Origin of the sequence: Ensifer sp. ENS03 (assembly GCF_014852035.1) — a bacterium.
Lineage (GTDB): Bacteria > Pseudomonadota > Alphaproteobacteria > Rhizobiales > Rhizobiaceae > Ensifer > Ensifer adhaerens.
Map to the genome: position 1 here is coordinate 45,107 of NZ_JACVAV010000001.1, position 22,383 is coordinate 67,489.

At 63.4% G+C, this 22,383-nt stretch carries 23 protein-coding genes; 10 read left to right on the forward strand and 13 right to left on the reverse strand.

The features are described from left to right. Positions 1–25: 25 nt before the first annotated feature. On the reverse strand, positions 26–523 hold the full coding sequence (locus IB263_RS00225; protein ID WP_034804964.1) for a DUF2244 domain-containing protein: 498 nt from the start codon (positions 521–523) through the stop codon (positions 26–28). Between the two features lie 22 nt (positions 524–545). Between IB263_RS00225 and nth the strand changes: the two genes are divergently transcribed. Beyond that, complete coding sequence (gene nth, locus IB263_RS00230; protein WP_192437329.1) at positions 546–1,316, forward strand: endonuclease III; 771 nt, start codon at positions 546–548, stop codon at positions 1,314–1,316. A gap of 22 nt (positions 1,317–1,338) precedes the next feature. Here the strand turns inward: nth and IB263_RS00235 are convergent, their stop codons facing one another. Continuing rightward, positions 1,339–1,932 carry a TetR/AcrR family transcriptional regulator gene (locus IB263_RS00235; protein ID WP_060580533.1) on the reverse strand — a complete coding sequence of 198 codons (594 nt, stop codon included), beginning with the start codon at positions 1,930–1,932 and terminating at the stop codon, positions 1,339–1,341. 68 nt (positions 1,933–2,000) lie between these two features. Here IB263_RS00235 and IB263_RS00240 point away from each other — a divergent pair, with 68 nt between their 5' ends. Further along, a complete protein-coding gene (locus tag IB263_RS00240; protein ID WP_060519439.1) occupies positions 2,001–2,429 on the forward strand; it encodes a VOC family protein in 429 nt (142 codons plus the stop codon). 87 nt (positions 2,430–2,516) lie between these two features. Continuing rightward, positions 2,517–3,509, forward strand: a complete 993-nt coding sequence (locus tag IB263_RS00245; protein WP_060580534.1) for an adenosine kinase — start codon at positions 2,517–2,519, stop codon at positions 3,507–3,509. A 39-nt stretch (positions 3,510–3,548) separates the two neighbouring features. Here the strand turns inward: IB263_RS00245 and IB263_RS00250 are convergent, their stop codons facing one another. Further along, positions 3,549–4,100 carry an SH3 domain-containing protein gene (locus tag IB263_RS00250; protein ID WP_034804952.1) on the reverse strand — a complete coding sequence of 184 codons (552 nt, stop codon included), beginning with the start codon at positions 4,098–4,100 and terminating at the stop codon, positions 3,549–3,551. 182 nt (positions 4,101–4,282) lie between these two features. On the opposite strand from IB263_RS00250, the gene IB263_RS00255 reads away from it, so the two are divergent. Then, positions 4,283–5,287 carry a D-glycerate dehydrogenase gene (locus IB263_RS00255; RefSeq protein WP_034804939.1) on the forward strand — a complete coding sequence of 335 codons (1,005 nt, stop codon included), beginning with the start codon at positions 4,283–4,285 and terminating at the stop codon, positions 5,285–5,287. A 48-nt stretch (positions 5,288–5,335) separates the two neighbouring features. Here IB263_RS00255 and IB263_RS00260 read toward each other — a convergent pair whose 3' ends face one another. Genes IB263_RS00260 through recF form a run of 3 tightly spaced genes read right to left on the reverse strand, consistent with a single transcriptional unit; the run spans position 5,336 to position 7,727 of the window. Continuing rightward, the gene (locus IB263_RS00260; RefSeq protein ID WP_192437995.1) at positions 5,336–5,803 is read right to left on the reverse strand and encodes a GNAT family N-acetyltransferase; all 468 of its coding nucleotides are present in this window, start codon (positions 5,801–5,803) and stop codon (positions 5,336–5,338) included. A 10-nt stretch (positions 5,804–5,813) separates the two neighbouring features. Continuing rightward, entirely contained in the window at positions 5,814–6,575 is a 762-nt protein-coding gene (locus tag IB263_RS00265) for a molybdopterin-synthase adenylyltransferase MoeB (protein WP_192437331.1), read from the reverse strand. Between the two features lie 27 nt (positions 6,576–6,602). Next, positions 6,603–7,727 (reverse strand): DNA replication/repair protein RecF, encoded by a 1,125-nt coding sequence (gene recF / locus IB263_RS00270; protein WP_060580671.1) that lies wholly within the window; start codon positions 7,725–7,727, stop codon positions 6,603–6,605. A 203-nt stretch (positions 7,728–7,930) separates the two neighbouring features. Here recF and IB263_RS00275 point away from each other — a divergent pair, with 203 nt between their 5' ends. After that, on the forward strand, positions 7,931–8,575 hold the full coding sequence (locus IB263_RS00275; protein WP_043622835.1) for a DUF47 domain-containing protein: 645 nt from the start codon (positions 7,931–7,933) through the stop codon (positions 8,573–8,575). Further along, a complete protein-coding gene (locus tag IB263_RS00280; protein WP_034804933.1) occupies positions 8,575–9,579 on the forward strand; it encodes an inorganic phosphate transporter in 1,005 nt (334 codons plus the stop codon). Before IB263_RS00275 ends, IB263_RS00280 begins: the two co-directional genes overlap by 1 nt. A 49-nt stretch (positions 9,580–9,628) precedes the next feature. Here IB263_RS00280 and IB263_RS00285 read toward each other — a convergent pair whose 3' ends face one another. Beyond that, positions 9,629–10,006 (reverse strand): DUF3471 domain-containing protein, encoded by a 378-nt coding sequence (locus IB263_RS00285; RefSeq protein ID WP_192437333.1) that lies wholly within the window; start codon positions 10,004–10,006, stop codon positions 9,629–9,631. Between the two features lie 171 nt (positions 10,007–10,177). Then, the gene (locus IB263_RS00290; protein WP_192437335.1) at positions 10,178–11,077 is read right to left on the reverse strand and encodes a LysR family transcriptional regulator; all 900 of its coding nucleotides are present in this window, start codon (positions 11,075–11,077) and stop codon (positions 10,178–10,180) included. Between the two features lie 133 nt (positions 11,078–11,210). Between IB263_RS00290 and IB263_RS00295 the strand changes: the two genes are divergently transcribed. The 3 genes from IB263_RS00295 (at position 11,211) to IB263_RS00305 (ending at position 13,699) form a co-directional block, all read left to right on the forward strand. Beyond that, complete coding sequence (locus IB263_RS00295) at positions 11,211–11,960, forward strand: SDR family oxidoreductase (RefSeq protein ID WP_192437337.1); 750 nt, start codon at positions 11,211–11,213, stop codon at positions 11,958–11,960. Positions 11,961–12,164: 204 nt separating this feature from the next. Beyond that, entirely contained in the window at positions 12,165–12,800 is a 636-nt protein-coding gene (locus IB263_RS00300; RefSeq protein WP_034804927.1) for a DUF1326 domain-containing protein, read from the forward strand. Positions 12,801–12,805: 5 nt separating this feature from the next. Continuing rightward, entirely contained in the window at positions 12,806–13,699 is an 894-nt protein-coding gene (locus tag IB263_RS00305) for a DUF2182 domain-containing protein (RefSeq protein WP_192437339.1), read from the forward strand. A 63-nt stretch (positions 13,700–13,762) separates the two neighbouring features. Here IB263_RS00305 and dnaJ read toward each other — a convergent pair whose 3' ends face one another. From dnaJ to IB263_RS00325, 4 genes are all read right to left on the reverse strand, one after another. After that, complete coding sequence (gene dnaJ / locus IB263_RS00310) at positions 13,763–14,893, reverse strand: molecular chaperone DnaJ (protein ID WP_034804924.1); 1,131 nt, start codon at positions 14,891–14,893, stop codon at positions 13,763–13,765. A gap of 251 nt (positions 14,894–15,144) precedes the next feature. Further along, positions 15,145–17,067 (reverse strand): molecular chaperone DnaK, encoded by a 1,923-nt coding sequence (gene dnaK, locus IB263_RS00315; protein WP_034804922.1) that lies wholly within the window; start codon positions 17,065–17,067, stop codon positions 15,145–15,147. 261 nt (positions 17,068–17,328) lie between these two features. Continuing rightward, positions 17,329–19,599 (reverse strand): transglycosylase domain-containing protein, encoded by a 2,271-nt coding sequence (locus IB263_RS00320; protein WP_112770710.1) that lies wholly within the window; start codon positions 19,597–19,599, stop codon positions 17,329–17,331. A 236-nt stretch (positions 19,600–19,835) separates the two neighbouring features. Continuing rightward, positions 19,836–20,186, reverse strand: a complete 351-nt coding sequence (locus IB263_RS00325; protein WP_192437342.1) for a hypothetical protein — start codon at positions 20,184–20,186, stop codon at positions 19,836–19,838. A gap of 570 nt (positions 20,187–20,756) precedes the next feature. On the opposite strand from IB263_RS00325, the gene IB263_RS00330 reads away from it, so the two are divergent. Further along, entirely contained in the window at positions 20,757–21,245 is a 489-nt protein-coding gene (locus IB263_RS00330) for a hypothetical protein (protein ID WP_060609516.1), read from the forward strand. A gap of 27 nt (positions 21,246–21,272) precedes the next feature. Here the strand turns inward: IB263_RS00330 and IB263_RS00335 are convergent, their stop codons facing one another. Further along, positions 21,273–22,232: a YbhN family protein gene (locus IB263_RS00335; RefSeq protein ID WP_034804910.1), complete on the reverse strand. Its 960-nt coding sequence runs from the start codon at positions 22,230–22,232 to the stop codon at positions 21,273–21,275. Positions 22,233–22,383: the final 151 nt, after the last annotated feature.

The following is a 22,383-nucleotide window of genomic DNA, read 5'->3' on the forward strand; positions in this document are numbered from 1 at the left end:
GGGATGCCGCCACAAGCGCCAGGCGTCAGCGGCGGCGAACGGTCGCAAGCGCGCCCGAGAGCGCCAGCGCAAAAGTCTCGCGGTCGTCGCGGTTGAGGAACGAGCCGATATCGGTTCGGCGGCCACCGCCGCTGATCGTCATCGAGACGATGCCGATCTCCTGATGCCGGGCGACATTCAAGCGCGCCCAGAACGGATTGAAACGATGCTCGCTGATCTGGCCCGAGGGCGTGAACTTGCGCACCGAAACGTCCGTCCTGCTAACGCGGACCTCTTCGCGGCTGAGCCCCGAGCGATTGTTCAGCCAGAAGGCGCCGAACAGCAGCAGGTAGTCGAGCCCGAAAAAGAACACCACCGGCCAGGCGCCGATGATGAGGAAGACGAGGCCGTGAACGAGGCTCAGGAGCCCGGCGATCAGGAAGAACATTTTGAAGCCGCGGCGCCCGAGCGAGCGATAGGGCGTGAGCTCGGCGGTGAAGACCGGAGCGTCCTCAGATGGGGTGGTGGCGTTGCCATGGATCATGACCTTTGACTATAGATGCATCATGAAAAACGTGAAGCCAAAATTGCCCGTGGGTGTTGCAAAACCGAAGGCGAGCCGCCGCGCCACGCCGCGGGTGAGGAGCCTCTATAGCCAGGACGAGCTCAAGGAGATCTTCCGTCGCTTCTCGATCCAGCGGCCGGAGCCGAAGGGCGAACTCGAGCACGTCAATCCCTTCACGCTGGTCGTCGCCGTGGCGCTCTCGGCGCAGGCGACCGATGCCGGCGTCAACAAGGCGACGCGTGCGCTCTTTGCCATCGCCGATACGCCGGAAAAGATGCTGGCGCTCGGCGAAGAAAAAGTCCGGGACTACATCAAGACCATCGGCCTCTATCGCAACAAGGCGAAGAACGTCATCGCGCTGAGCGAAAAGTTGATCCGCGACTTCGGCGGCGAGGTGCCGCGCACACGCGAAGAGCTGGTGACTCTGCCGGGCGTCGGGCGCAAGACCGCCAATGTCGTGCTCTCCATGGCCTTCGGCCAGTCGACGATCGCCGTCGACACCCACATCCTGCGCATCGCCAACAGGATCTGTCTGGCGCCGGGCAAGACCCCGGACGAGGTGGAAGACAAGCTGATAAAGATCATCCCCGACGAGTATCTTTACCACGCCCATCACTGGCTGATCTTGCACGGGCGCTACTGCTGCAAGGCGCGCAAGCCTGAATGCGAGCGCTGTGTCATCGCCGATATCTGCAAGTCGCCGGAAAAGACCTGCGACATCCCGGCGTCGCTCGTCGAACTGCCGCCGCAGATGATCTCCGCCGCAAGCTGACGCCTGCCGTAAACGCTGATCCTTACGTCGACACCATCCGGTCGATCAGCGTGCCGATCGTTTCCGCATAGACCTCGCTCGACGCGCCATCGGCAATGTCGAGCGCCGCGCGATCGAAGGCAGCTGAAAGCAGCGAAGCCATGGCCGACAGCCTTTCGGCAGAAACGGTGGCCGGAGCCATTGCCTCGGCAATCCCTTCCTCGAGCGTTCTCTGCGCGTTGGCCACGTCGATCGCCATCATCTCCCGCTTGCCGAGGACGGCAGGCCCATCGAGCAAGAGCAGGCGGATACGCCCCGGCTCGCGCATGGCGTCGAAATAGGCATGGGCGCCGACCTTCAGTGCCTGGCGGGCCGAAAGGTCGCCTGACGTCGCCTGCTCGATCGACGTCGCCACAGCAATTGCTTCCCGTTCCGCCACCGCGCGAAACAACGCCTTCTTGTCTTCGAAGTGGTGATAGAGCGCGCCGCGGGTCAGGCCGGCGGCCGCGACGATGTCCGGCGTCGACGTGTCGGCGTAGCCCCTGGTGACGAAGAGGCCGCGGGCGGCATCGAGGATCGCGGCGCGCGTCGTGTCGGAGCGCTCGCGATTGGAGCGTCGGGAGATTTCCTGTTGCATACATGCAGCCTGTATGTTAATTAAAGAAACATGCAGATTGTATGATATTGCCGGAGCGAGGAAAAGCCATGAAATCGACGAGCTATTACCCGGTCATCATGACGGCCGACGTTGCCGCCACCGCCGCCTTCTATGTCGATCACTTCCGTTTCCAGGCGCTCTTCACCAGCGACTGGTATGTGCATCTTCAATCGGTCGAGGATGAGCATGTGACGTTGGCCGTGCTCGATTACCGCCACGAGACGATCCCCGAGGAGGCGCGTGCGCCGACGCGCGGTCTGCTTTTGAACTTCGAGGTCGAGAATCCGGATGCGATCTATGCGCAGGCGCTTGCTGCCGGCCTGCCGATCCTCAAAACCTTGCGCGACGAGGATTTCGGCCAGCGCCATTTCATCACTGCCGACCCGAATGGCGTGCTGATCGATATCATCAAGCCCATTCCGCCGAGCGCCGAATTCGCCGCCGCCTATGAGGAAAGCGCGCTTCCTACGGCGTGAAGCCGCCTGCACGCGTCTTTTGTCTTCCAAATGGCCGGAAAACCGGTATTAACGAACACCGGCCATCACGGAGACCGGACGAGGTTCATGACAAAATACGACGTGCTGACGATCGGCAACGCCATCGTTGATATCATCGCGCGCTGCGACGATGCTTTTCTCAATGAAAACGGCATCATAAAGGGCGCCATGAACCTCATCGATGCCGAGCGAGCCGAGTTGCTGTACTCGCGCATGGGCCCGGCGGTCGAAGCCTCCGGCGGCAGCGCCGGCAATACGGCTGCGGGCGTTGCCAGCCTCGGCGGCCGCGCTGCCTATTTCGGCAAGACCGCAAGCGACCAGCTCGGCGAGATCTTCGCCCACGACATCCGTGCCCAGGGCGTCTATTTCCAAACGAAGCCGCTCGAAACCGTGCCGCCGACGGCGCGCTCGATGATCTTCGTCACCGAGGATGGCGAACGGTCGATGAATACCTATCTCGGCGCCTGCGTCGAGCTTGGCCCCGAGGACGTCGAAGCCGACGTCGTCGCTGAGGCCAAGGTCACCTATTTCGAAGGTTATCTCTGGGATCCGCCGCGCGCCAAGGATGCTATCCGCGAAACCGCACGGATCGCCCACGCGAATGGCCGCGAGACCGCGATCACGCTGTCGGACAGCTTCTGCGTTCACCGCTATCGCGACGAGTTCCTGGAACTCATGCGCTCCGGCACGGTCGACATCGTCTTTGCCAACAAGCAGGAGGCGCTGGCGCTCTACGAGACCGAGGATTTCGATCTGGCGCTGGAGAAGCTCTCGAAGGATTGCAAGCTTGCGGCGGTAACGCTCAGCGAAGAGGGTTCGGTTGTCGTGCGCGGCGACGAACGCGTTCGGGTCACCGCAACGCCGATCGCCCAGGTTGTCGATACGACCGGCGCCGGCGACCTCTATGCCGCCGGCTTCCTTCACGGCTACACGACCGGGCGCTCGCTCGAAGACTGCAGCAAGCTCGGCAATCTCGCGGCCGGCATCGTCATCGGCCAGATCGGGCCGCGGCCGATGGTCTCGCTGGAAACGGCCGCCAAACAGGCTGGTCTCGCCTGATCCGACCGAATTGATTTTTGGTTAAAGACGGGCGCGGCCTTACTTGAAGGCCTCGCCCGGATAGGCGCCCCAGATTTCGCCTTGGGCGATCCAGCCTTCGACGCCTTGCGCTTCGGCATGGCACCAGTCGCCATTGCACTCGCCGACTTTCACGATGACACCGGGCTCCATGCGGGCGACGATCGGGGAATTGCCCTGCGCGTCGCGGCGCATGTTGACGAAGACGCCTTCGCCCTTGCCGCGCATCCAGGGGGCTGCAACGGCTGTGCGGTCGCCGGAAAGCAGCGCCTGGTTCACCCAGCCTTCGGTGCCGTCGGCGTCGCGGATGCGGCGCCAGTTGTCGTATTCCTGAATGATCTCGACCGGCACGCCCGGCTTCATGTAGCGGAAGGCGACCGCGTAATCGACGCTCGGGCCGATCCGCAGATTGACGCTCTTGGACTTCAGGCTGACGAAGCGCGGCAGCGGCAGCCCGCTGGCGCCCTTGGCGGCCTGAGCGTAAGCCGCTGACGTCATGATCGCGGCGCCAAGGCAGGCGGCGATCAACGAGAGCGAGAATCTGGAAATGACGTGACGCATGACGAAGCCCATTTTCCGTGGCACTAGCTTTTGCAGGCGCAGTTCACTTGAGGCCCATGGGTCGGGCGGAAATCGCGGGGACGACGACGCGAGTTTTGTTTGTCTTCCCGGTGGGGTCTGGTAGAAATTGCGGCTACAGGGAGAAAGTATCGCCCAACTTGGTTAAGGACCCGTCAACAAGGCCCGTCGCAGCAATGACAAGCAAGAAGAAGCCCACGGTCTACATCACCCGCAAATTGCCTGACATCGTCGAGACGCGCATGCGCGAGCTCTTCGATGCGGAGCTGAACATCGACGACACGCCGCGCAGCCAGCCGGAACTCGTTGCCGCGGTGAAACGCGCCGACGTGCTGGTGCCGACGGTGACCGATCGCATCGATGCGGCGCTGATCGAGCAGGCCGGCCCGCAGCTGAAGCTGATCGCAAGCTTTTCCAACGGCGTCGACAACATCGATGTCGATGCTGCGGCCCGCAAGGGTATCACCGTGACCAACACGCCGAACGTGTTGACCGAAGACACCGCGGACATGGCGATGGCGCTGATCCTCGCCGTGCCGCGCCGGCTTGCCGAAGGTGCGCAGATCCTGACCGATCGCAAGGGTGAATGGGCTGGCTGGTCGCCGACCTGGATGCTCGGCCGGCGCATTGCCGGCAAGCGCATCGGCATCGTCGGCATGGGCCGGATCGGCACCGCTGTCGCCCGCCGCGCCAAGGCCTTCGGCCTTTCGATCCACTACCACAACCGCCACCGGGTGAAGGCGGAAACCGAAGAGATGCTGGAGGCGACCTATTGGGACAGCCTCGACCAGATGCTTGCCCGCGTCGATATCGTCTCGGTCAACTGCCCGTCGACGCCGGCGACCTACCACCTGCTCTCGGCACGGCGATTGGCGCTGATGCGACCGGACAGCTACATCGTCAACACCGCCCGCGGCGGCATCATCGACGAGACGGCGCTGATCAAGTCGCTGCGCGAAGGCAAGATCGCTGGCGCCGGCCTCGACGTCTTCGAGAACGAGCCGGCCGTCAATCCGAAGCTGATCAAGCTTGCCGGTGAGGGCAAGGTCGTGCTTCTGCCGCATATGAGCTCGGCGACGCTTGAGGGCCGCATCGACATGGGCGAGAAGGTGGTGATTAACATCCGCACCTTCTTCGATGGCCACCGACCACCGGACCGCGTGCTTCCGGGCCGCGACTGAACGCGAAACGCCGTGCGGCCGTCCATTCGGTTCGCTCAAGCCCGGAAGCTAAAGTGTCTTGCGCATCTCGATCGCCGTCGGCCGGGTAAAACCGGGATGGCACATCGTGCCGCTCTGGACGAAGCCCCAGGCGGCAAAGGCGCGGTGATTGTCGATGAGTTCGATGCGGGTGAGGAGCCTCAGCGCCGGCAGCTTCAGCGCACGCGCCGTCGCCTCCGCTTCGGCGAGCAGCAGCCGACCGATACCCTTTCCTTGCGTCTCAGGCGCGACGGCAAGCTTGCCGATATAGAGACAATCGTCCCCCGGCTTGCAGAAGATGCAGCCGACGAGCCTTTCGCCGTCGCGAACGCCGAAGGCAATCTCTTCAACGATCTTCTGCCGGAGCAACTCGATGTTCAATGCATGCGCCGACGACGGCGGGTCGATCCGCCCGTCCATGTAGGAGAAGGCGCCAAGGATCAGCGCCAGCAGTTCCTCGTAGCGGTCGAATGCTTCGTCGATGCGAAAGATCTGCACCATGGTCGGCCTATGCTCTGCGGCGATAGCGGATGGTGTTGAACTGTGCCGTCAGTGCGTCATACATCAGCAGCCGTCCGACCAGCGGTTCGCCGAAGCCGGCGATCACCTTGATTGCCTCCATCGCCTGCAAGGTGCCGATGACGCCAGTCAGCGCGCCGACGATGCCGGCCTCCGCGCAGGAGGGCACGACACCGGCCGGCGGCGGCTCGGGAAAGAGATCGCGATAGGATGGGTTCGGCCGTCCATCGGCGCCGGCGCTGTAGGGCATCAGCACTGACAGCGATCCGTCGAAGCGGCCGACGGCGCCGGTCACCAGCGGAATGCCGACCGCTGCCGCCGTATCGGCGGCGAGATAGCGCGTATCGAAATTGTCCGAGCCGTCGATCACCAGGTCATATTGCCGGAAAAGCGCCTCGGCATTGTCGGGGTTGAGCCTGAGCCTGTGTTCGTCGACGCCGACATGCGGGTTGAGGGCGGTGATCGCCTCGGCGGCCCGCTCGACCTTGGCGCGGTCGATGTCTTCAGTGCGGTGGATGATCTGCCGCTGCAGGTTGGAAAGCGCGACCGCATCGTCGTCGACGATGCCGATCCGGCCGATGCCGGCGGCGGCAAGATAGACGAGCACTGGAGCGCCGAGCCCGCCGGCCCCGATCACCAGCACACGGGCCGCCTTCAGCCTTTGTTGCCCGGCACCCCCGATCTCCGGCAGCACGATATGGCGGGCGTAGCGGGTGATCTCCGATTGGTCGAGCTTGTTCTCACCGGTCATGGCAAAATCCTCCTCGGTGACCTCTGCTTATCCCGTAACACTGCCGTGCGAAACCGTCAGAAAGCGGCCGCGTTCGCCCAGCGCCTCGAACATCGCTTGGTCCGTCCCGGTCATGAAGGCCTGGCCGCCAAGGCCGTCGACGAGATCGAACAGAGCGGCGCGCCGGTTGACGTCGAGATGGGCGGCGATCTCGTCGAGCAGCAGGATCGGCGCGTGGCCGGTCATGTCGCCGACGAGGCGCGCATGCGCCAGCACCAGGCCGACGAGCAGCGCCTTCTGCTCCCCGGTCGAGCAGCGTGCTGCCTCCATGTCCTTCTCGCGGTGACGCACGAGCAGGTCGCTCCGGTGCGGCCCGTCGAGCGTGCGCCCCGCCGCGGCGTCGCGCGGACGCCCATCACGCAGCATCGTCAGATATTGTTCTTCCAGATCATAGGCCGGACGATGGCCCTCGTCGTCGAGAAAGCCCGACAACGCCAGGCGCGCCGAGGGAAAGACGCTTTCATCGACAGTGCGCTCGACCAGCGCCGTCAACAGACCGAGCATTTCCTGCCGCGCCAGCGCCATGGAGACGCCGAGACCGGCCATTTCCTTTTCGATCGCCGTCAGCCAGGAAGGGTCCGGGCGGAATTCACCGAGCAGCCGGTTGCGGCTGCGCATCGCCCGGTCGAATTCGCTGGCGCGACGGCCATGCTCCGGATCGAGCGACAGCACAAGACGATCGAGGAAACGCCGCCGGTCGGCCGAAGGCCCGGTAAAGAGCCCATCCATCGATGGCGTCAGCCAGAGGACGCGCAGGTGATCGGTCAGTTCGTCTACGGTCGCTGCCGGTGTTCCATTCAGCCGCAGCCGCCGGGATTGCCCTTCCGTGACGCCGGCAGTCCCGGTGCCGATCTCGACGGTTCCCTCCATGCCCTCGACTTCCGCAAAGACCGAGAACCCGTCGCCGGCACCGACCCGAGTCACGTCCGCATAGGCTGCGCGCCTGAGGCCGCGGCCGGGCGAAAGGAAAGAGACGGCTTCCATGAGGTTGGTCTTGCCGGCGCCGTTCTCCCCCGTCAGCACCACATGGCGCTGATCGAGCTCAAGCGAGAGGGCCGCATAGTTGCGGAACTCCGTAAGCTTCAGGCGGTTGAGAAAGACCTTGTTTGGCATCGGCAGTCCGGATTCGACGTTGGGCGCAGCTAGGACGAAAGCGCCTGCCAAGGCAAGGCGAAATGGGGCGCGTCGCCATATCGTGCAAGATAGGCCGATATCGACAGGGGAAAGGCGACAAACCCCTTTGATTCGGTGCTTTTCATAAAGGACCTAGTGAAATATGACAGCCGCATGACAATCCACAGATGGATATACGTGTGATGCTGGCCTGGTTCCGCAAACTTCTTCCCCGCGAGGATCGCTTCTTCGACCTCTTCGCAAAACATTCGCGCACCGTCGTCGGTGCTGCCGATGCGCTCGACAAGGTTCTCGCTGGCGGCGACGATCTGGAAAAACACTGCGACCGGATCGTCGCGCTCGAGGATGAGGCGGACCACATCACCGCCGAGGTGCTGCTGGCCGTGCGCCGGTCCTTTATCACGCCCTTCGACCGCGGCGACATCAAGGATCTGATCCAGTCGATGGATGATGCCATCGACATGATGCACAAGACCGTCAAGACGATCCGCCTTTACGAACAGAAGAGCTTCGATCCCGGCATGCGCGAAATGGGCACCACGGTCGTCAAGGCCGCGCACCTGATCGCCGAGGCCATTCCGCTGCTCGATAGGATCGGCGCCAATCACGACCGCCTGATCGCGATCGCCGAAGAGGTCACCCGCATCGAGGGCCGCTCCGACGAACTGCACGAACAGGGCCTCAAGGACCTGTTCCGCCGCCACGGCGCCAGCAACCCGATGGCCTACATCATCGGCAGCGAGATCTATGGCGAGCTCGAAAAGGTCGTCGACCGCTTCGAGGACGTCGCCAATGAAATCAGCGGCATCGTGATCGAGAACGTCTGATGGATGCGACGCTCGCCTTTCCGTTGCTCGTCGGGCTGATCGGCATCGCGCTGTTCTTCGACTTCCTGAACGGTCTGCACGACGCCGCCAACTCGATCGCGACGATCGTCTCGACACGGGTGCTGAGACCGCAGTACGCGGTCATGTGGGCGGCCTTTTTCAACTTCATCGCCTTCCTGTTCTTCGGCCTGCACGTGGCCGAGACGCTGGGCAAGGGCATCATCGATCCCGGCATCGTCACGCCGCTGGTGATCTTCTCGGCGCTGATCGGCGCAATCGTCTGGAACATCGTCACCTGGCTCTTCGGCATCCCGTCGAGTTCGTCGCACGCGCTGATCGGCGGCCTCGTCGGTGCCGGTCTTGCGAGCACCGGTTTCAGTTCGATCGTCTGGACCGGCCTCCTGAAGACCGTCGGCGCGATCTTCATGTCGCCGGCGATCGGCTTTTTCCTGGCGCTCATGCTGGTGCTGATCGTTTCCTGGATCTTCGTGCGCCAGACGCCCTTTGCCGTCGACCGCACCTTCCGCGTCATGCAGTTCGTCTCGGCCTCGCTCTATTCGCTCGGCCATGGCGGCAACGACGCGCAGAAGACCATGGGCATCATCGCGGTGCTGCTCTACTCGCAAGGCTATCTCGGCTCGGAGTTCTATGTGCCGTTCTGGGTGGTGATCACCTGCCAGGCGGCGATCGCGCTCGGCACGCTGTTCGGCGGTTGGCGCATCGTCCACACCATGGGCTCGAAGATTACCAGGCTCAATCCGATGCAGGGCTTCTGCGCCGAGACCGGCGGAGCGATCACGCTCTTTGCCGCCACCTGGCTCGGCATCCCGGTCTCGACCACCCACACCATCACCGGAGCGATCATCGGCGTTGGTGCTGCGCGTCGCGTTTCGGCCGTGCGCTGGGGGCTTGCCGGCAATATCGTCATTGCCTGGTTCATCACCATGCCCGCCGCAGCGGCGATTTCGGCGCTCGCCTACTTCACCATCGATCTGCTGTTCTGATCGATCTGGAAATCGTCTCCCGCCCTCATAAGCAGGCGGGAGGCGCTCGTCATTTCGAGACCCGAGGCGCAGGGCTGCTCTGCCCACCCTGGTGCAAGGTCAGGCTTTCGGCACGGTCGCCTTTGAGCGTGAAGCTGATCTGGGCATCGATGAGCTTCGTAAAGAAGCGGTGCTCGGCCTCCGGAAGGATTTCGAGCCGGTCCTGCCCGGTCGCCTGGGCAAACAGACTATCGCCATCCCGAAAGATCGTGAGTTCGAAGTCGGGCGCCAGCCTGTAGGTGCCGACATAGGCATCATAGCGCGCCGGGTCGATCACTATGGCCGTGCGCTTGACGATCGGCGGCGCAAGCGGCGCGTTGCGATTGAGCAGATGGCGGCCGATGTCGTCGACGCCGACGTCGGTCGACGCATTCGACAGGGCGACCACGCCGACACCCGTCGACGGACGGTAGCCGACGAAGGATCTATAGCCGCCGGTTCCCCCATTGTGCCAGATGAACTGCTCACCAGCCGGTTTCGGTCAAGCCTTGGTCAAGACTTGATCGGCGATCGGCGCGATACCGTCGCCCGCAACGATTGTGCCGGGATTGCGGAGCCGTCACGGATCCCAATAGGGCGGATCGCCGAAGGCTTCCTTCAGGTGCTGGGCGATGGCTCTGAGCTTGGTGGAGGCGCGCCGGCCCTCTGGATGCGCCATGTAGATGAACTCCGGCTCCGGGCTGAGCCCGACGTCGATCTCGTTCAGTTGCCCCTCGCGCACGGCCGGACCGGCGATGAAGGCGGGCAACAGCGCGATGCCGAGCCCGGCGACGGCGGCATCGTGCAACATGTCGCCATTGTTCATGCCAAGCGCCAGGCGCGCCCGTACGACTGTCGCACCGCCAGGTCCTTCGAAGCGCCAGTCGGCAGCACCCCGGTTGGTGTAGAAGATGCCGCGATGGCCGTCGAGTTCGGCGAGCGACGCGGGCGTGCCGTGCCGGTCGAGATAGTCGGGCGCGGCGACCAGCAGGCGCCGGCTTCTCGCAAGTTTCCACACGACCAGCCGCGAGTCGGCGATCGCGCCATGGCGCACGATCGCGTCGTAGCCTTCGGAGGCGGCATCGACCCGTCGGTCGTCGAGGTCAAGCGTCAGCTCGATCTCCGGGTGTTGGGCCAGGAACGGATAGAGCGCCGGGCCGAGATGCCTTCGGCCGAAGCTGACGGGGGCCGCGATCCGAAGCGGTCCCGTCAGCAGCCCGCGGCGTTCGGCAAGATCGCTGGCGGCCGCCTGCACTTCGCTGACAATCCGGATGGCGCGCTCGCGAAACGCGATGCCATCCTCGGTGAGCGTCAGCTTGCGTGTGGTGCGGTGGAGAAGCGTGGCGTTGAGCCCGCGCTCCAGTTCTGCCACTCTTTCGCTGACGACGGATTTCGACAGCCGCAGGCGACGTGCCGCCTCGCTGATCGAGCCGGCTTCGGCCACGGCGACAAAGGCAGCTATTCCTTCGATCTTCATCATCGTTCGGCTTTTCCGAATTCGAGTTCCACGATTGGGAGACTAATCCGAACGACCGTTTTCCGCCATATCTGTGGGCATCGAAGGACGGCCAATCGAACCGGCCTCCTTCTCAACCCAGCAAGAGGATTTCATCATGTCACGTTTGGAGAAAAAGACGGCACTCATCACCGGCGGCACCAGCGGCATCGGTCTCGAAACCGCCCGCCAGTTCATTGCCGAAGGCGCACGCGTTGCCGTCACCGGCACCAATCCGAAGAACATCGCCGAAGCCCGATCCGTCCTTGGCGAGGCTGCGCTCATCATCGAGGCCGATGCCGGCAATGTCGCCGGCCAGGCGGCCGTTGCCGAAAAGATCCGTGCCGCCTTCGGCACGCTCGACATCCTGTTCGTCAATGCCGGCATCGCCAAGCTGCAGCCGATCGAAGAGTGGGACGAGGCAAGCTTCGACCGGTCGATCGCCATCAACGTCAAGGGCCCTTACTTCCTGATCCAGGCACTGCTGCCCGTGTTCTCGAAGCGCGCCTCGGTCGTGCTCAACACCTCGATCAACGCCCATATCGGCATGCCGACCTCCAGCGTCTATGCGTTGACCAAGGCGGGCCTGCTGTCGCTGGCCCGCACGCTCTCCGGCGAACTCATCGGCCGCGGCATCCGGGTCAATGCCGTCAGCCCCGGCCCAATCCGCACGCCGCTCCATGACGGCCACGCCCCGACGCCCGAACAAAACAAGCAAGTGGTCGATGCGATCGCCGCGCAGATCCCGCTTGGCCGTTTCGGCGATGCGAGCGAGATCGCCAAGGCCGTGGTCTTCCTCGCTTCGGACGAAGCCACCTTTACCGTCGGTGCCGAACTGATCGTCGATGGCGGCATGGCGACGCTCTAGGACAGACACCGATAAAGAGCTCGAAACCTGATCATCCAAGCGCCGCGGGTCCGACCGACCCACGGCGCTGTCGTGTTCCCGCCTTTGCCCATCGCCTGCCGTTGGCATCGGCGGCGGAGAAGAGTATATTTTTCTATTCTAATAAAAGGCATCCGTTTGCGGGGAACCGCGAGACGAACACCGATCAGATCTCAGGAGGAGACGATGACGAGTGTCAGATGGATGATGAAGGGGCGTGAGTTCATTCATTGCAATTGCGCCTATGGCTGCCCCTGCCAGTTCAACGCTCTGCCGACCCAAGGCCATTGCAGCGCTGTCGGCGCCTTCGAGATCGAGGAAGGCTATCACGGCGACACGCGGCTCGATGGGCTTCGCGGCGGCCTGATCGCCGCCTGGCCGGGCGCGATCCATGAGGGCAGGGGGCAGGTGGTGCCGATCGTCGACAGCCGCGCATCGGACGAACAGCGGGGCGCGCTGCTGCGCATTATGAGTGGCGAGGATACGGAACCCGGCGCGACCTTCTTCCAGGTCTTCGCAACCACCTTCGAAACCATGCACGATCCGGTCTTTGCCGAGATCGATTTCGAGGTTGATGTTGGCGCCCGAACGGCGCGGCTGAACGTACCGGGCTGGATCGCCGCACGCGGCGAGCCGATCCTCAATCCCGTGACCGGCGCCGCCCATCAGGCGCGCATCAATCTCCCCCATGGCTTCGAATACGACATTTGCGAAGTCGGGCGCGGATGGGCCGATACGAAAGGGCCGCTGACTTTGGCGCTTGCGGATTCGCATGCCCATTTCGCCCGGATGCATTTGACCGAAAGCGGCGTGATCCACTGACGCCGATGGGAGACACGGCGCTCGAAACCCTGCTTAGACGTGACCGCGTCATCGTCGTGGCGGCGCTGGTCACCCTGACGGCGATCAGCTGGCTCTACATCCTGTGGCTGGCGTCGGCCATGGACATGGCTGGTCCCCCGGCTCCTTCAGCCAGCATGGATATGGGCTCCGGCATGGACATGGATATGCCCATGGACATGCCGGCGGACAAACCCATGACCATGGAGGCACAGCAGGGCGCCATGGCATCGATGGCGGGCGCGGTTGCCGCTCCCTGGTCCGCCACGACCTTCGCCTATGCCCTCGTCATGTGGGCCGTAATGATGGTCGGCATGATGGTGCCGTCGGCGACGCCGATGATCCTGCTCTATGCCCGTGTCGGCCGCAAGGCCGCCCAACAGGGCAAGCCCTTTGCCGCCACCGGTTTCTTTGCCGCCGGCTATCTGTCGGCCTGGATCCTGTTCGCGCTCGTCGCCGTTCTCGGGCAATGGCTGCTCGATCGCGCCCTGTTGCTCACGCCGGCGCTTGCAAGCGCCAGTGCGGTCCTCAGCGGCATCGTGCTGATTGCTGTCGGCCTGTTCCAGTTCACGCCGCTCAAGGATCGCTGTCTCAGCCAATGCCAGGCGCCGCTGCTTTTCATCCAGTCCCACGGCGGCTTTCGTCGGGAAGCGGGCGGTGCCTTCGGCCTCGGTGTGCGGCACGGGCTCTATTGCGTCGGCTGCTGCTGGGCGCTGATGGCGCTGCTGTTCGTCGGCGGGGTGATGAACGTGCTGTGGATCGCCGCGATCGCCATCTTCGTTCTGGCGGAGAAGGTCGTGCCCGGCGGCAGGATCCTGTCCCGCATCGCCGGGGCAGCGCTCGTTTTGGCCGGGCTGTGGCAGCTCATGGCCTTGCTCTGAAATAGAAGCGCCGCGCAACCGTTTCCGGCGCGCGGCACTGCAGAAGTCGTCGGGCTTGAAGCCTTAGTCGCTCAGCGTATCGAAGAAATCCTTCATCCGGGCAAAGAAGCCGGTCGATTCCGGATTGTTGTCCTTGGAGGAGATCTCCTCGAATTCCTGCAGCAGTTCGCGCTGGCGCTTGGTCAGCTTCTGCGGCGTTTCGATCTGGATCTGGATGTAGAGGTCGCCCGATTGCGCCGAGCGCAGCACCGGCATGCCCTTGCCCTTCAAGCGGAACTGCTTGCCGGCCTGGGTGCCCTCGGGAACCGTGACGCGCGACTTGGTGCCGTCGAGTGTCGTCACGTCGAACTTGCCGCCAAGAGCAGCCGTCGTCATCGAGATCGGCACGCTGCAATAGAGATCGGCGCCGTCGCGCTGGTAGAACTCATGCGGCCTGACTGAAAGGAAGATGTAGAGGTCGCCCGACGGTCCGCCGCGAAGCCCGGCTTCGCCCTCGCCCGAAAGGCGGATGCGCGTGCCGTCCTCGATGCCGGCCGGAATGTTGACCGAGAGGGTGCGCTCTTCGGTGACCCGGCCCTGGCCGTGGCACTTGCCGCAGGGGTCGGTGATCGTCTGACCGCGCCCGCCGCAAGTGGGGCAGGTGCGTTCGATCGAGAAGAAGCCTTGAGCGGCGCGCACGCGGCCGGAGCCGTGGCAGGTGCCGCAGGTCTTGGGGCTGGTGCCCGGCTTGGCGCCGGAGCCGGTGCAGACGTCGCAGGTAATCGAGGTCGGAACGCGGATCTGCGCCGTTTTGCCGCCGAAGGCTTCCTCGAGCGAGATCTCCATGTTGTAGCGAAGATCGGCGCCGCGCTCGCGGCCGCCTGATGAGCGCCGCTGGCGCCCGCCGCCCATCATCTCGCCGAAGATGTCTTCGAAGATGTCGGAGAAACCGCCGGCGCCACCGCCGCCGAAGCCGTTGCCCATGCCGCCCTGCTCGAAAGCCGCATGACCGTAGCGGTCATAGGCCGCCCGCTTCTGCGGGTCCTTGAGCATCTCGTAGGCTTCGTTGATTTCCTTGAAGGTCTTCTCCGCTGCCGCGTCGCCGGGGTTCTTGTCCGGATGATACTTCATCGCGAGCTTGCGGAAGGCGCTCTTCAGCTCCTTTTCGTCGGCGTTCTTGGCAACACCAAGCGTTTCGTAGAGATCACGTTTCATTCGTAGAAGATTATCCTGTTGGCAAGCCAGCGCGATGGCTCGGCGGCTGCCCGTTTACCTTGCCACCGATTTAGTAAACCTTGAAGCGCGATACCATAGCCCGAACGGCGGTAGATACGGTTTTTTGTCGGAAAAGGTACGTTTGCGGCAAGTCACAGTGCCGATCGCCGATATTGCAGGCCCTGACGGGCGAGACCGGCAACAAAAAAGCCCGGGCGAACCCGGGCTTTTCCGTCTGTTTGAAGGGCGACTTAGGCCGAACGCTTGCGATCGTCTTCGTCGTTGACTTCTTCGTAGTCGGCATCGACGACATCGCCGTCACGGGCAGCGTCGGCGGCGGCATCCGCATGAGCGGCTTCCGTCTGCTGCGCTTCGTAGATCGCCTGGCCGAGTTTCATGGAAACTTCCATGAGCGTGTTGGTCTTGGCCTTGATGTCTTCGGCGTCCGGCTCGGAGGCTTCGACGGCGGTCTTCAGCGCGGCAATCGCGTCGGAGATCGCCTTGCGGTCGGTTTCCGAAACCTTGTCGCCGTAATCCTTCAGCGACTTCTCGCTGGAGTGGATCAGGCTTTCGGCCTGGTTCTTGGCTTCCACGCCTTCGCGACGCTTCTTGTCGACCTCAGCGTTGGCTTCGGCGTCCTTGACCATCTTTTCGATGTCGGCGTCGGAGAGGCCGCCAGATGCCTGGATGCGGATCTGGTGTTCCTTGCCGGTGCCTTTGTCCTTGGCCGAAACCTGCACGATGCCGTTGGCATCGATGTCGAAGGTCACTTCGATCTGCGGCATGCCGCGCGGTGCCGGCGGAATGCCGACGAGGTCGAACTGGCCGAGCAGCTTGTTGTCTGCAGCCATTTCACGCTCGCCCTGGGAGACGCGGATCGTCACGGCCGACTGGTTGTCGTCGGCGGTCGAGAAGGTCTGCGACTTCTTGGTCGGGATCGTCGTGTTGCGTTCGATCAGGCGGGTGAAGACGCCACCGAGCGTTTCGATGCCGAGCGACAGCGGGGTGACGTCGAGCAGGAGAACGTCCTTGACGTCGCCCTGCAGAACGCCGGCCTGGATGGCGGCGCCCATGGCGACCACTTCATCCGGGTTCACGCCCTTGTGCGGCTCCTTGCCGAACAGCTGCTTGACGGTTTCCTGCACCTTCGGCATGCGGCTCATGCCACCGACGAGAACGACTTCGTCGATCTCGGCAGCCGAGACGCCGGCATCCTTGAGGGCTGCCTTGCACGGCGCGACGGTGCGCTGGATCAGGTCGTCGACAAGCGCTTCGAACTTGGCGCGGGTCAGCTTCATCGTCAGGTGCTTCGGACCGGAAGCGTCAGCCGTGATGAAGGGCAGGTTGATTTCGGTCTGCTGCGACGAGGACAGCTCGATCTTGGCCTTTTCAGCGGCTTCCTTCAGGCGCTGAAGAGCGAGCTTGTCGTTCTTCAGGTCGATGCCCTGTTCCTTCTTGAACTCGCCGGCGAGGTACTGGACGAGACGCATGTCGAAGTCTTCGCCACCGAGGAAGGTGTCGCCGTTGGTCGACTTCACTTCGAAGACGCCGTCGCCGATTTCGAGAACCGAGATATCGAAGGTACCACCACCCAAGTCGTAAACGGCGATCGTCTTGCCGTCCTTCTTGTCGAGGCCGTAGGCGAGCGCTGCCGCGGTCGGCTCGTTGATGATGCGCAGAACTTCGAGACCGGCGATCTTGCCGGCATCCTTGGTTGCCTGGCGCTGGGCGTCGTTGAAGTAGGCCGGAACGGTGATGACGGCCTTCTCGACCTTTTCACCGAGGTAGGATTCGGCCGTTTCCTTCATCTTCTGAAGGATCATGGCGGAGATCTGCGACGGGGAGTAATCCGTGCCGTGCGCTTCGACCCAGGCGTCGCCATTGTCGGCCTTGGTAATCTTGTAAGGAACCATGTCCTTGTCTTTTTGCGTGGTCGGGTCCTGGAAGGTCCGGCCGATCAGGCGCTTGATCGCAAAAAGCGTGTTTTCCGGATTGGTGACAGCCTGGCGCTTGGCCGGCTGGCCAACGAGACGCTCGCCGTCTTCGCTGAATGCCACCATCGAGGGGGTCGTGCGCGCACCCTCGGCATTTTCGATCACCTTCGCGTCTTTACCGTCCATGACGGCGACGCAGGAGTTGGTCGTTCCCAGGTCAATACCAATAACTTTAGCCATGTCGTTCTCTCCTTGCAGCGGACTGTCGGAACCCGGTCAGGCATTCGTGAGACAGCCCCTAACGGGATGGTCTTTGGATTTCTTCGCAGCTTAGACTGCGCCGATGCGGCGTATATAAGGACCGGCGTTTCGGACTGCAAGGCATTCTGCGGGGCGTTTGGGGGCAAAAGCAAGCCCGGGATTTGTCTAGCCCGAAATGGGCCATCGGCCGCAGCCTGCCTACAGGCCGGATCCCCTGTCAAATCGAGGTTCACGGGCGGCTCAGCCGCCGGTCAGAATATCGAAAAGCGTGGTGCGGCGCGTGGCCCCGGTCGTCTGGCCGACATCGGCCGGCGGTACCAGGCCGCCGTTGCCCTGGTCCGCCGTCTGGCCGCCCCACGGGGCGCCGCCCTGGTCGACCGGACGCTGCCCGACCGCGACGCCGCCATCGACGCCGACGGGTGCTTCCGGGAAGGCTTCCGGGTCGCCGGACATCAGGTCGCCTGGGGGCGGCGCGGTGCCGTCGTCGAAGACCGGCTGCACGCCGGTCGTCCCGAACAGCGGCGAAGGCGAAAGCCCTTCGTGGGCCGCCATCATGAAATCGTGCCAGGCCTTGGCCGGCAGGCCGCCGCCGGTGACCTTCTTCATCGACTTGCCGTCGTCGTTGCCGAACCAGACGCCGGTCGTGAGGTTGGAGGTGTAGCCGACGAACAGCGCGTCGCGGAAGGACTGCGTCGTGCCGGTCTTGCCGGCCGCTTCCCAGCCTTTCAGCTGCGCCTTCTTGCCGGTGCCCTTGGTCAGCACCCGCAGCAGCATCTGGTTCATCTCGCTGACGATCGCCGGATCGAGCACGCGCGGCGGGTTGTCGTAGGTGTTTTCGTAGAGCACCGTTCCGTCCGCCTTGGAAATGCGGCGGATCACGTGCGGCGTCGCCTTGAAGCCGCCATTCATGAAGGGGGCATAGGCCGAGGTCAGTTCGACGAGGCTCACTTCCGACGTCCCGAGCGCGATCGAGGCGTTTGCCTGCATCTCGGAATCGATCCCGAGGCGGTGCGCGACCTTGACGACGTTGGAAGGACCGACCTCCATGACCAGCTGGGCTGCGATGGTGTTCAGCGAGTTGGCGAGCGCATCGGCAAGCGTCACCTCGCCGCGATATTTCTGGTCGTAATTCTCCGGCGTCCAGTTGCCGATCCGGACCGGACCGTCATTGCGGATCGACATCGGCGTGCGGCCGATCTCCATGGCGGCGGCATAAACGAAGGGCTTGAAGGCCGAGCCCGGCTGGCGCTTGGCCTTGGAGGCGCGGTCGAACTGGCTCTCGGCATAGTCCTTGCCGCCGACGAGCGCCCGGATGGCGCCGGTGCCGTCGACCGAGACGAGGGCGGCCTGCGAGGCGTCGAGCTTCTTGCCGTCGGCGTCCAGCGTCGCGGCAATGACTTCCTCGGCCTTCTTTTCGAGATTGAGGTCGATCGTCGTGTCGATGACCAGGTCTTCCTTGATCTCGCCGATCATGCCCGGAAGCTGGTCCATCACCATATCGGCGACATAATGCTCGGCGCCCGACCAGTAGCTCTTGGCCTTGGTCGGCGTCTGCGACATCGCCGTCTTGATCTCGCTGTCGGTGACGAAGCCTTCCTCGCGCATCGCGCCCAGCACGATCTGGGCGCGCTCTTCCGCCGCCTTCGGATCACGCGCCGGCGAGAGCCGCGAAGGGGCCTTGAGCAAGCCCGCGAGCAGGGCCGCCTCGCCGAGGTTCACGTCGCGTGCCGACTTGTTGAAGTAGCGCCGCGAGGCCGCTTCGACGCCATAGGCGTTGGAGCCGAAGAACACCCGGTTGAGATACATCGCCAGGATCTGGTCCTTGGAATATTTCTGCTCGAGCCAGAAGGCGAGCAAGACTTCCTGCACCTTGCGCTCCAGCGTGCGCTCCGGCGACAGGAACAGGTTCTTGGCGAGCTGCTGCGTCAGCGTCGAGCCGCCCTGGACCATGCGGCCCGTAGTGACGTTCGTCAGCATGGCGCGGGCCAGACCTAAGGGGTCGATGCCGAAATGGGAATAGAAGCGCCGGTCCTCGATGGCGATGACTGCCTGCGGGATATAGGGCGACATGTTTTCGAGCGAAAGCGCTTCGCCGCCCGTGGTGCCGCGGTTGGCGATGATGTCGCCGCTGACGGCAAGGATCTTCACGTTCGGCGGGCGATCGGGGATCGACCAGCTTTCGGCGCTCGGCATGCGCGCGCCGTAGTAGAGCACCAGGCCGCCGACGCCCATCGCGCCCCAGATGCCGAGCACGATGCACCAGTAGAACAACGTGCGGACAAGGCCGACCAAGCCACCGCCACCGGAGCCGCGACGGCCGCCGCCGCGCTTGCCGGCTGGCTTCTTCTTGCCGCTGCTCCTGTTGGTCTGGCCGGAAGATTTGCCGCGTGGCGCCTTGCGGCTCGTGGTCACGCGGTCGCTGGCCTCGACGCGAAAATCGTCGTCGTCATCGTCCTCGTTTCCGCCGAACGAGGGCTCGATCCGCTGTCCTGACCTGCCGCTTGCTGCCATGCCGTTTGATCTATCCCTCACCGCCCAGCGGTGGCCCTTGGCGCTATCGTTGCGGCCAATCGATTTCGACGGCGGTAACGGCGTCCCACGCCCATCCGCCACGGCGACCGGGTGAACTTTAAATGCGGCAATTTAAGGGGTGGTTAAGAAAGTCGTTGTGAAAAAGCCTGATGGTTCAAAACCTTGACGCTGAGGCGCGCATGCGCCTCCAGGTCCGAGCCTGTACTCGCCGGTTCTCACTGGATGGCGTTTCGAAGCGGAGTCTCTTCGACCGATGCCGTGGGGCTCACCGCATAGGGATCGGTGAAATCGTAGAGCCATTGGCTGAAAGGCATCCGCAGCAGCACCCGCTTGCCCAGATGGTTCATGGCCACCTCCTCGCAGTCGGCGGCCGGGTGGGCCCGACGGCCGCACATGCCGAGCGGGCTGTCGATCAGACGGAAGCCATGTCCCTGATAAACGAGGGCCGTCATCGCTTTGAGCTTGAGGGAGCCGGGCGGCAGCACCACGAGACGGAGGCTGGCAAGCCAGGTCGCAAGGATCAGGACAACGATGAGGGCGGTCGGAATCTGGAGCAGCAATTTCATTTGAGCGCCTGCAATTACTGAGTGAAAAGTTATTCTTGGCTTACACGTAGATGTATGTCGAAAAAGCTGAACAAAAGGAACCTGCCATCAGTAGTTGTGGTTTCTATGAGGTTATCGGTCGCGGTGGTCCTCCGGATGCACCATCCGCGATCCGACGTCAGGGACGATGCTTTTGGCCCTGCCTTTCCTTCACGATTTTGTGCAGTGCAAAATTATGTCTTGAAATTGTTGCGACGCATAATTATTGTACGACTTATCGAAGCGCTGCACCTCCTCCCGCGGCGCCCGATGCGGATCGGCGGCACTCCTCCTCCCAGCTGCCGATCAAGTTCGAGAGCCCCGTGTACCTCCTCCCACACGGGGCTCTTTTCATTTTGCGCTTATGCCCGCGGCTTTCTGCTCATCGGCGTGACGCCGCCCACCGCCTCCCAAATTTACTGAGGTCAAACGGATCGCCGGTGCCGCGCCGAACGGTGGCTGGCCTATGTCGTTATCGATCCACTCGCGAATCCTGCTATGGCTTCGCCTCATTGTTGTGTTCGGCTGCCCGCACGACAAAGGAGGACTGCCATGAAGCTTCGATCCACCGTCTTTGCCCTCGGCGCATTTGCAGCCTTGAATGGCGAAGCTCTGGCGCAGGACAGCGTCGCCTATGTCGATGACCGGTCCGATGGGGCCGCGCTCGTCCGCTCGCTCTACAACGCCGTCAACCGCAAGGAATATGCCCGCGCCTATGGTTATTTCGGCGAATCGAAACCCGTCGGCGGCTTCAAGGCCTTCACCCGCGGCTATGAGCGCACGGTGTCTGTCGAGATCACGGTCGGCAAGGTGAAGACGGAGGCCGGGGCGGGCAGCATCTATTCCGCCGTTCCCGTCGCGGTGAAATCGATCGAGAAGCGGGGGCGGGTGCGGTTCTTCGCCGGCTGCTATGTCGCCCGCATCATCAATCCGTCGCTGCAGGTGCCGCCGTTTACACCCTACCAGATCGAAGCGGCGCGCCTGCACGAGGTGAAGGGGCCGCTCGAACAGGCGCTGCCCACTGTTTGCAACGCGCCCTGATATCCGTGATGGACGCGGTCTCTTCGCCTAGGGGAGGTCGCTTCCCTTCGGCGGCTGGCGCTCCGCCACGAAACGCGCCCGCTCGAACACCAGGATCACGATCAGCGCAAGCACGAACGGGATGACGAGGTAAAGCAGCCGGAAGATCGCAAGCGCCGCAAGCACGGCAGCCGGGTCCATTTCCGGCAAGGCGGCGATGAAAATCAGCTCGAGTACGCCAAGCCCGCCGGGCGCATGCGACAGAAGGGCTGCCGAAAAGGACGCAAGGAAGATCCCGAGAATGACGATATAGCCCGGATTTCCCGCTTCCGGTAGGGCGAAATAGATGATCCCGGCGGCGCCGATCAGCTCCACCGGAGCGATCACCAGCTGCCGGAAAACGATCTTCGGCTTCGGGTAGTGCAGCTGGAACCAGCGCGTGCGGAACGACGGCAGCCCGACGAGACTGCCGATGACATAGAGCCCGATGACGATGAGGATGAGCACGCCGGTCGTGAGCGACATTTCGACCGGCAGGAACTCGGCAAAACGCTCGATGATGTCGGGCCGTACCAGAAGCACGACGGCCGATAGAACCAAGGTCCCGAGCGTGAAGGTGAAGGAGCAGAAGGCGACGAGAACGCCGACTTCGCCCGGGGAAAGCCCCTTGGAGCGGTAGGCGCGGTAGCGCACGACCGCGCCGGAGAACACCGAGGCGCCGAGATTGTGCGACAGCGCGTAGGTCGTGAACGAGCAGAGCGTGATGAACCAGAGCGAAATGCGGTGGCCGAGGTGGTCGAGCGCAAGTCGGTCGTAGGCCGCCAGAGCCGCATAGGCGAGGAGCGTCGAGCCGATCGCCAGAAGCCAGCTCCTCAGCGAAATCGCATTGAAGCTTGCGAGAAACTCGTCGAACGACAGGCCGCGCAGCTCATGATAGAGCGCGTTCACTGAAAACAGGATCGCCAGAAGGCCGACAACGGGCCAGAAATAGGTCTGCAGCCGCTTCATGCCGGTGCCGCGATGGATGCGAGGGCGTGGCGGGGTTGTTTCAAGGACACTTCCGTTGCAGCGGCCGGAGGGTTTCTCCGAGCGGAGACGTTCAGTTTTCTGAGCCGCTTTGTCATAACGTCACGCCCGCAGCGCGACGCTTCGGTCCTTA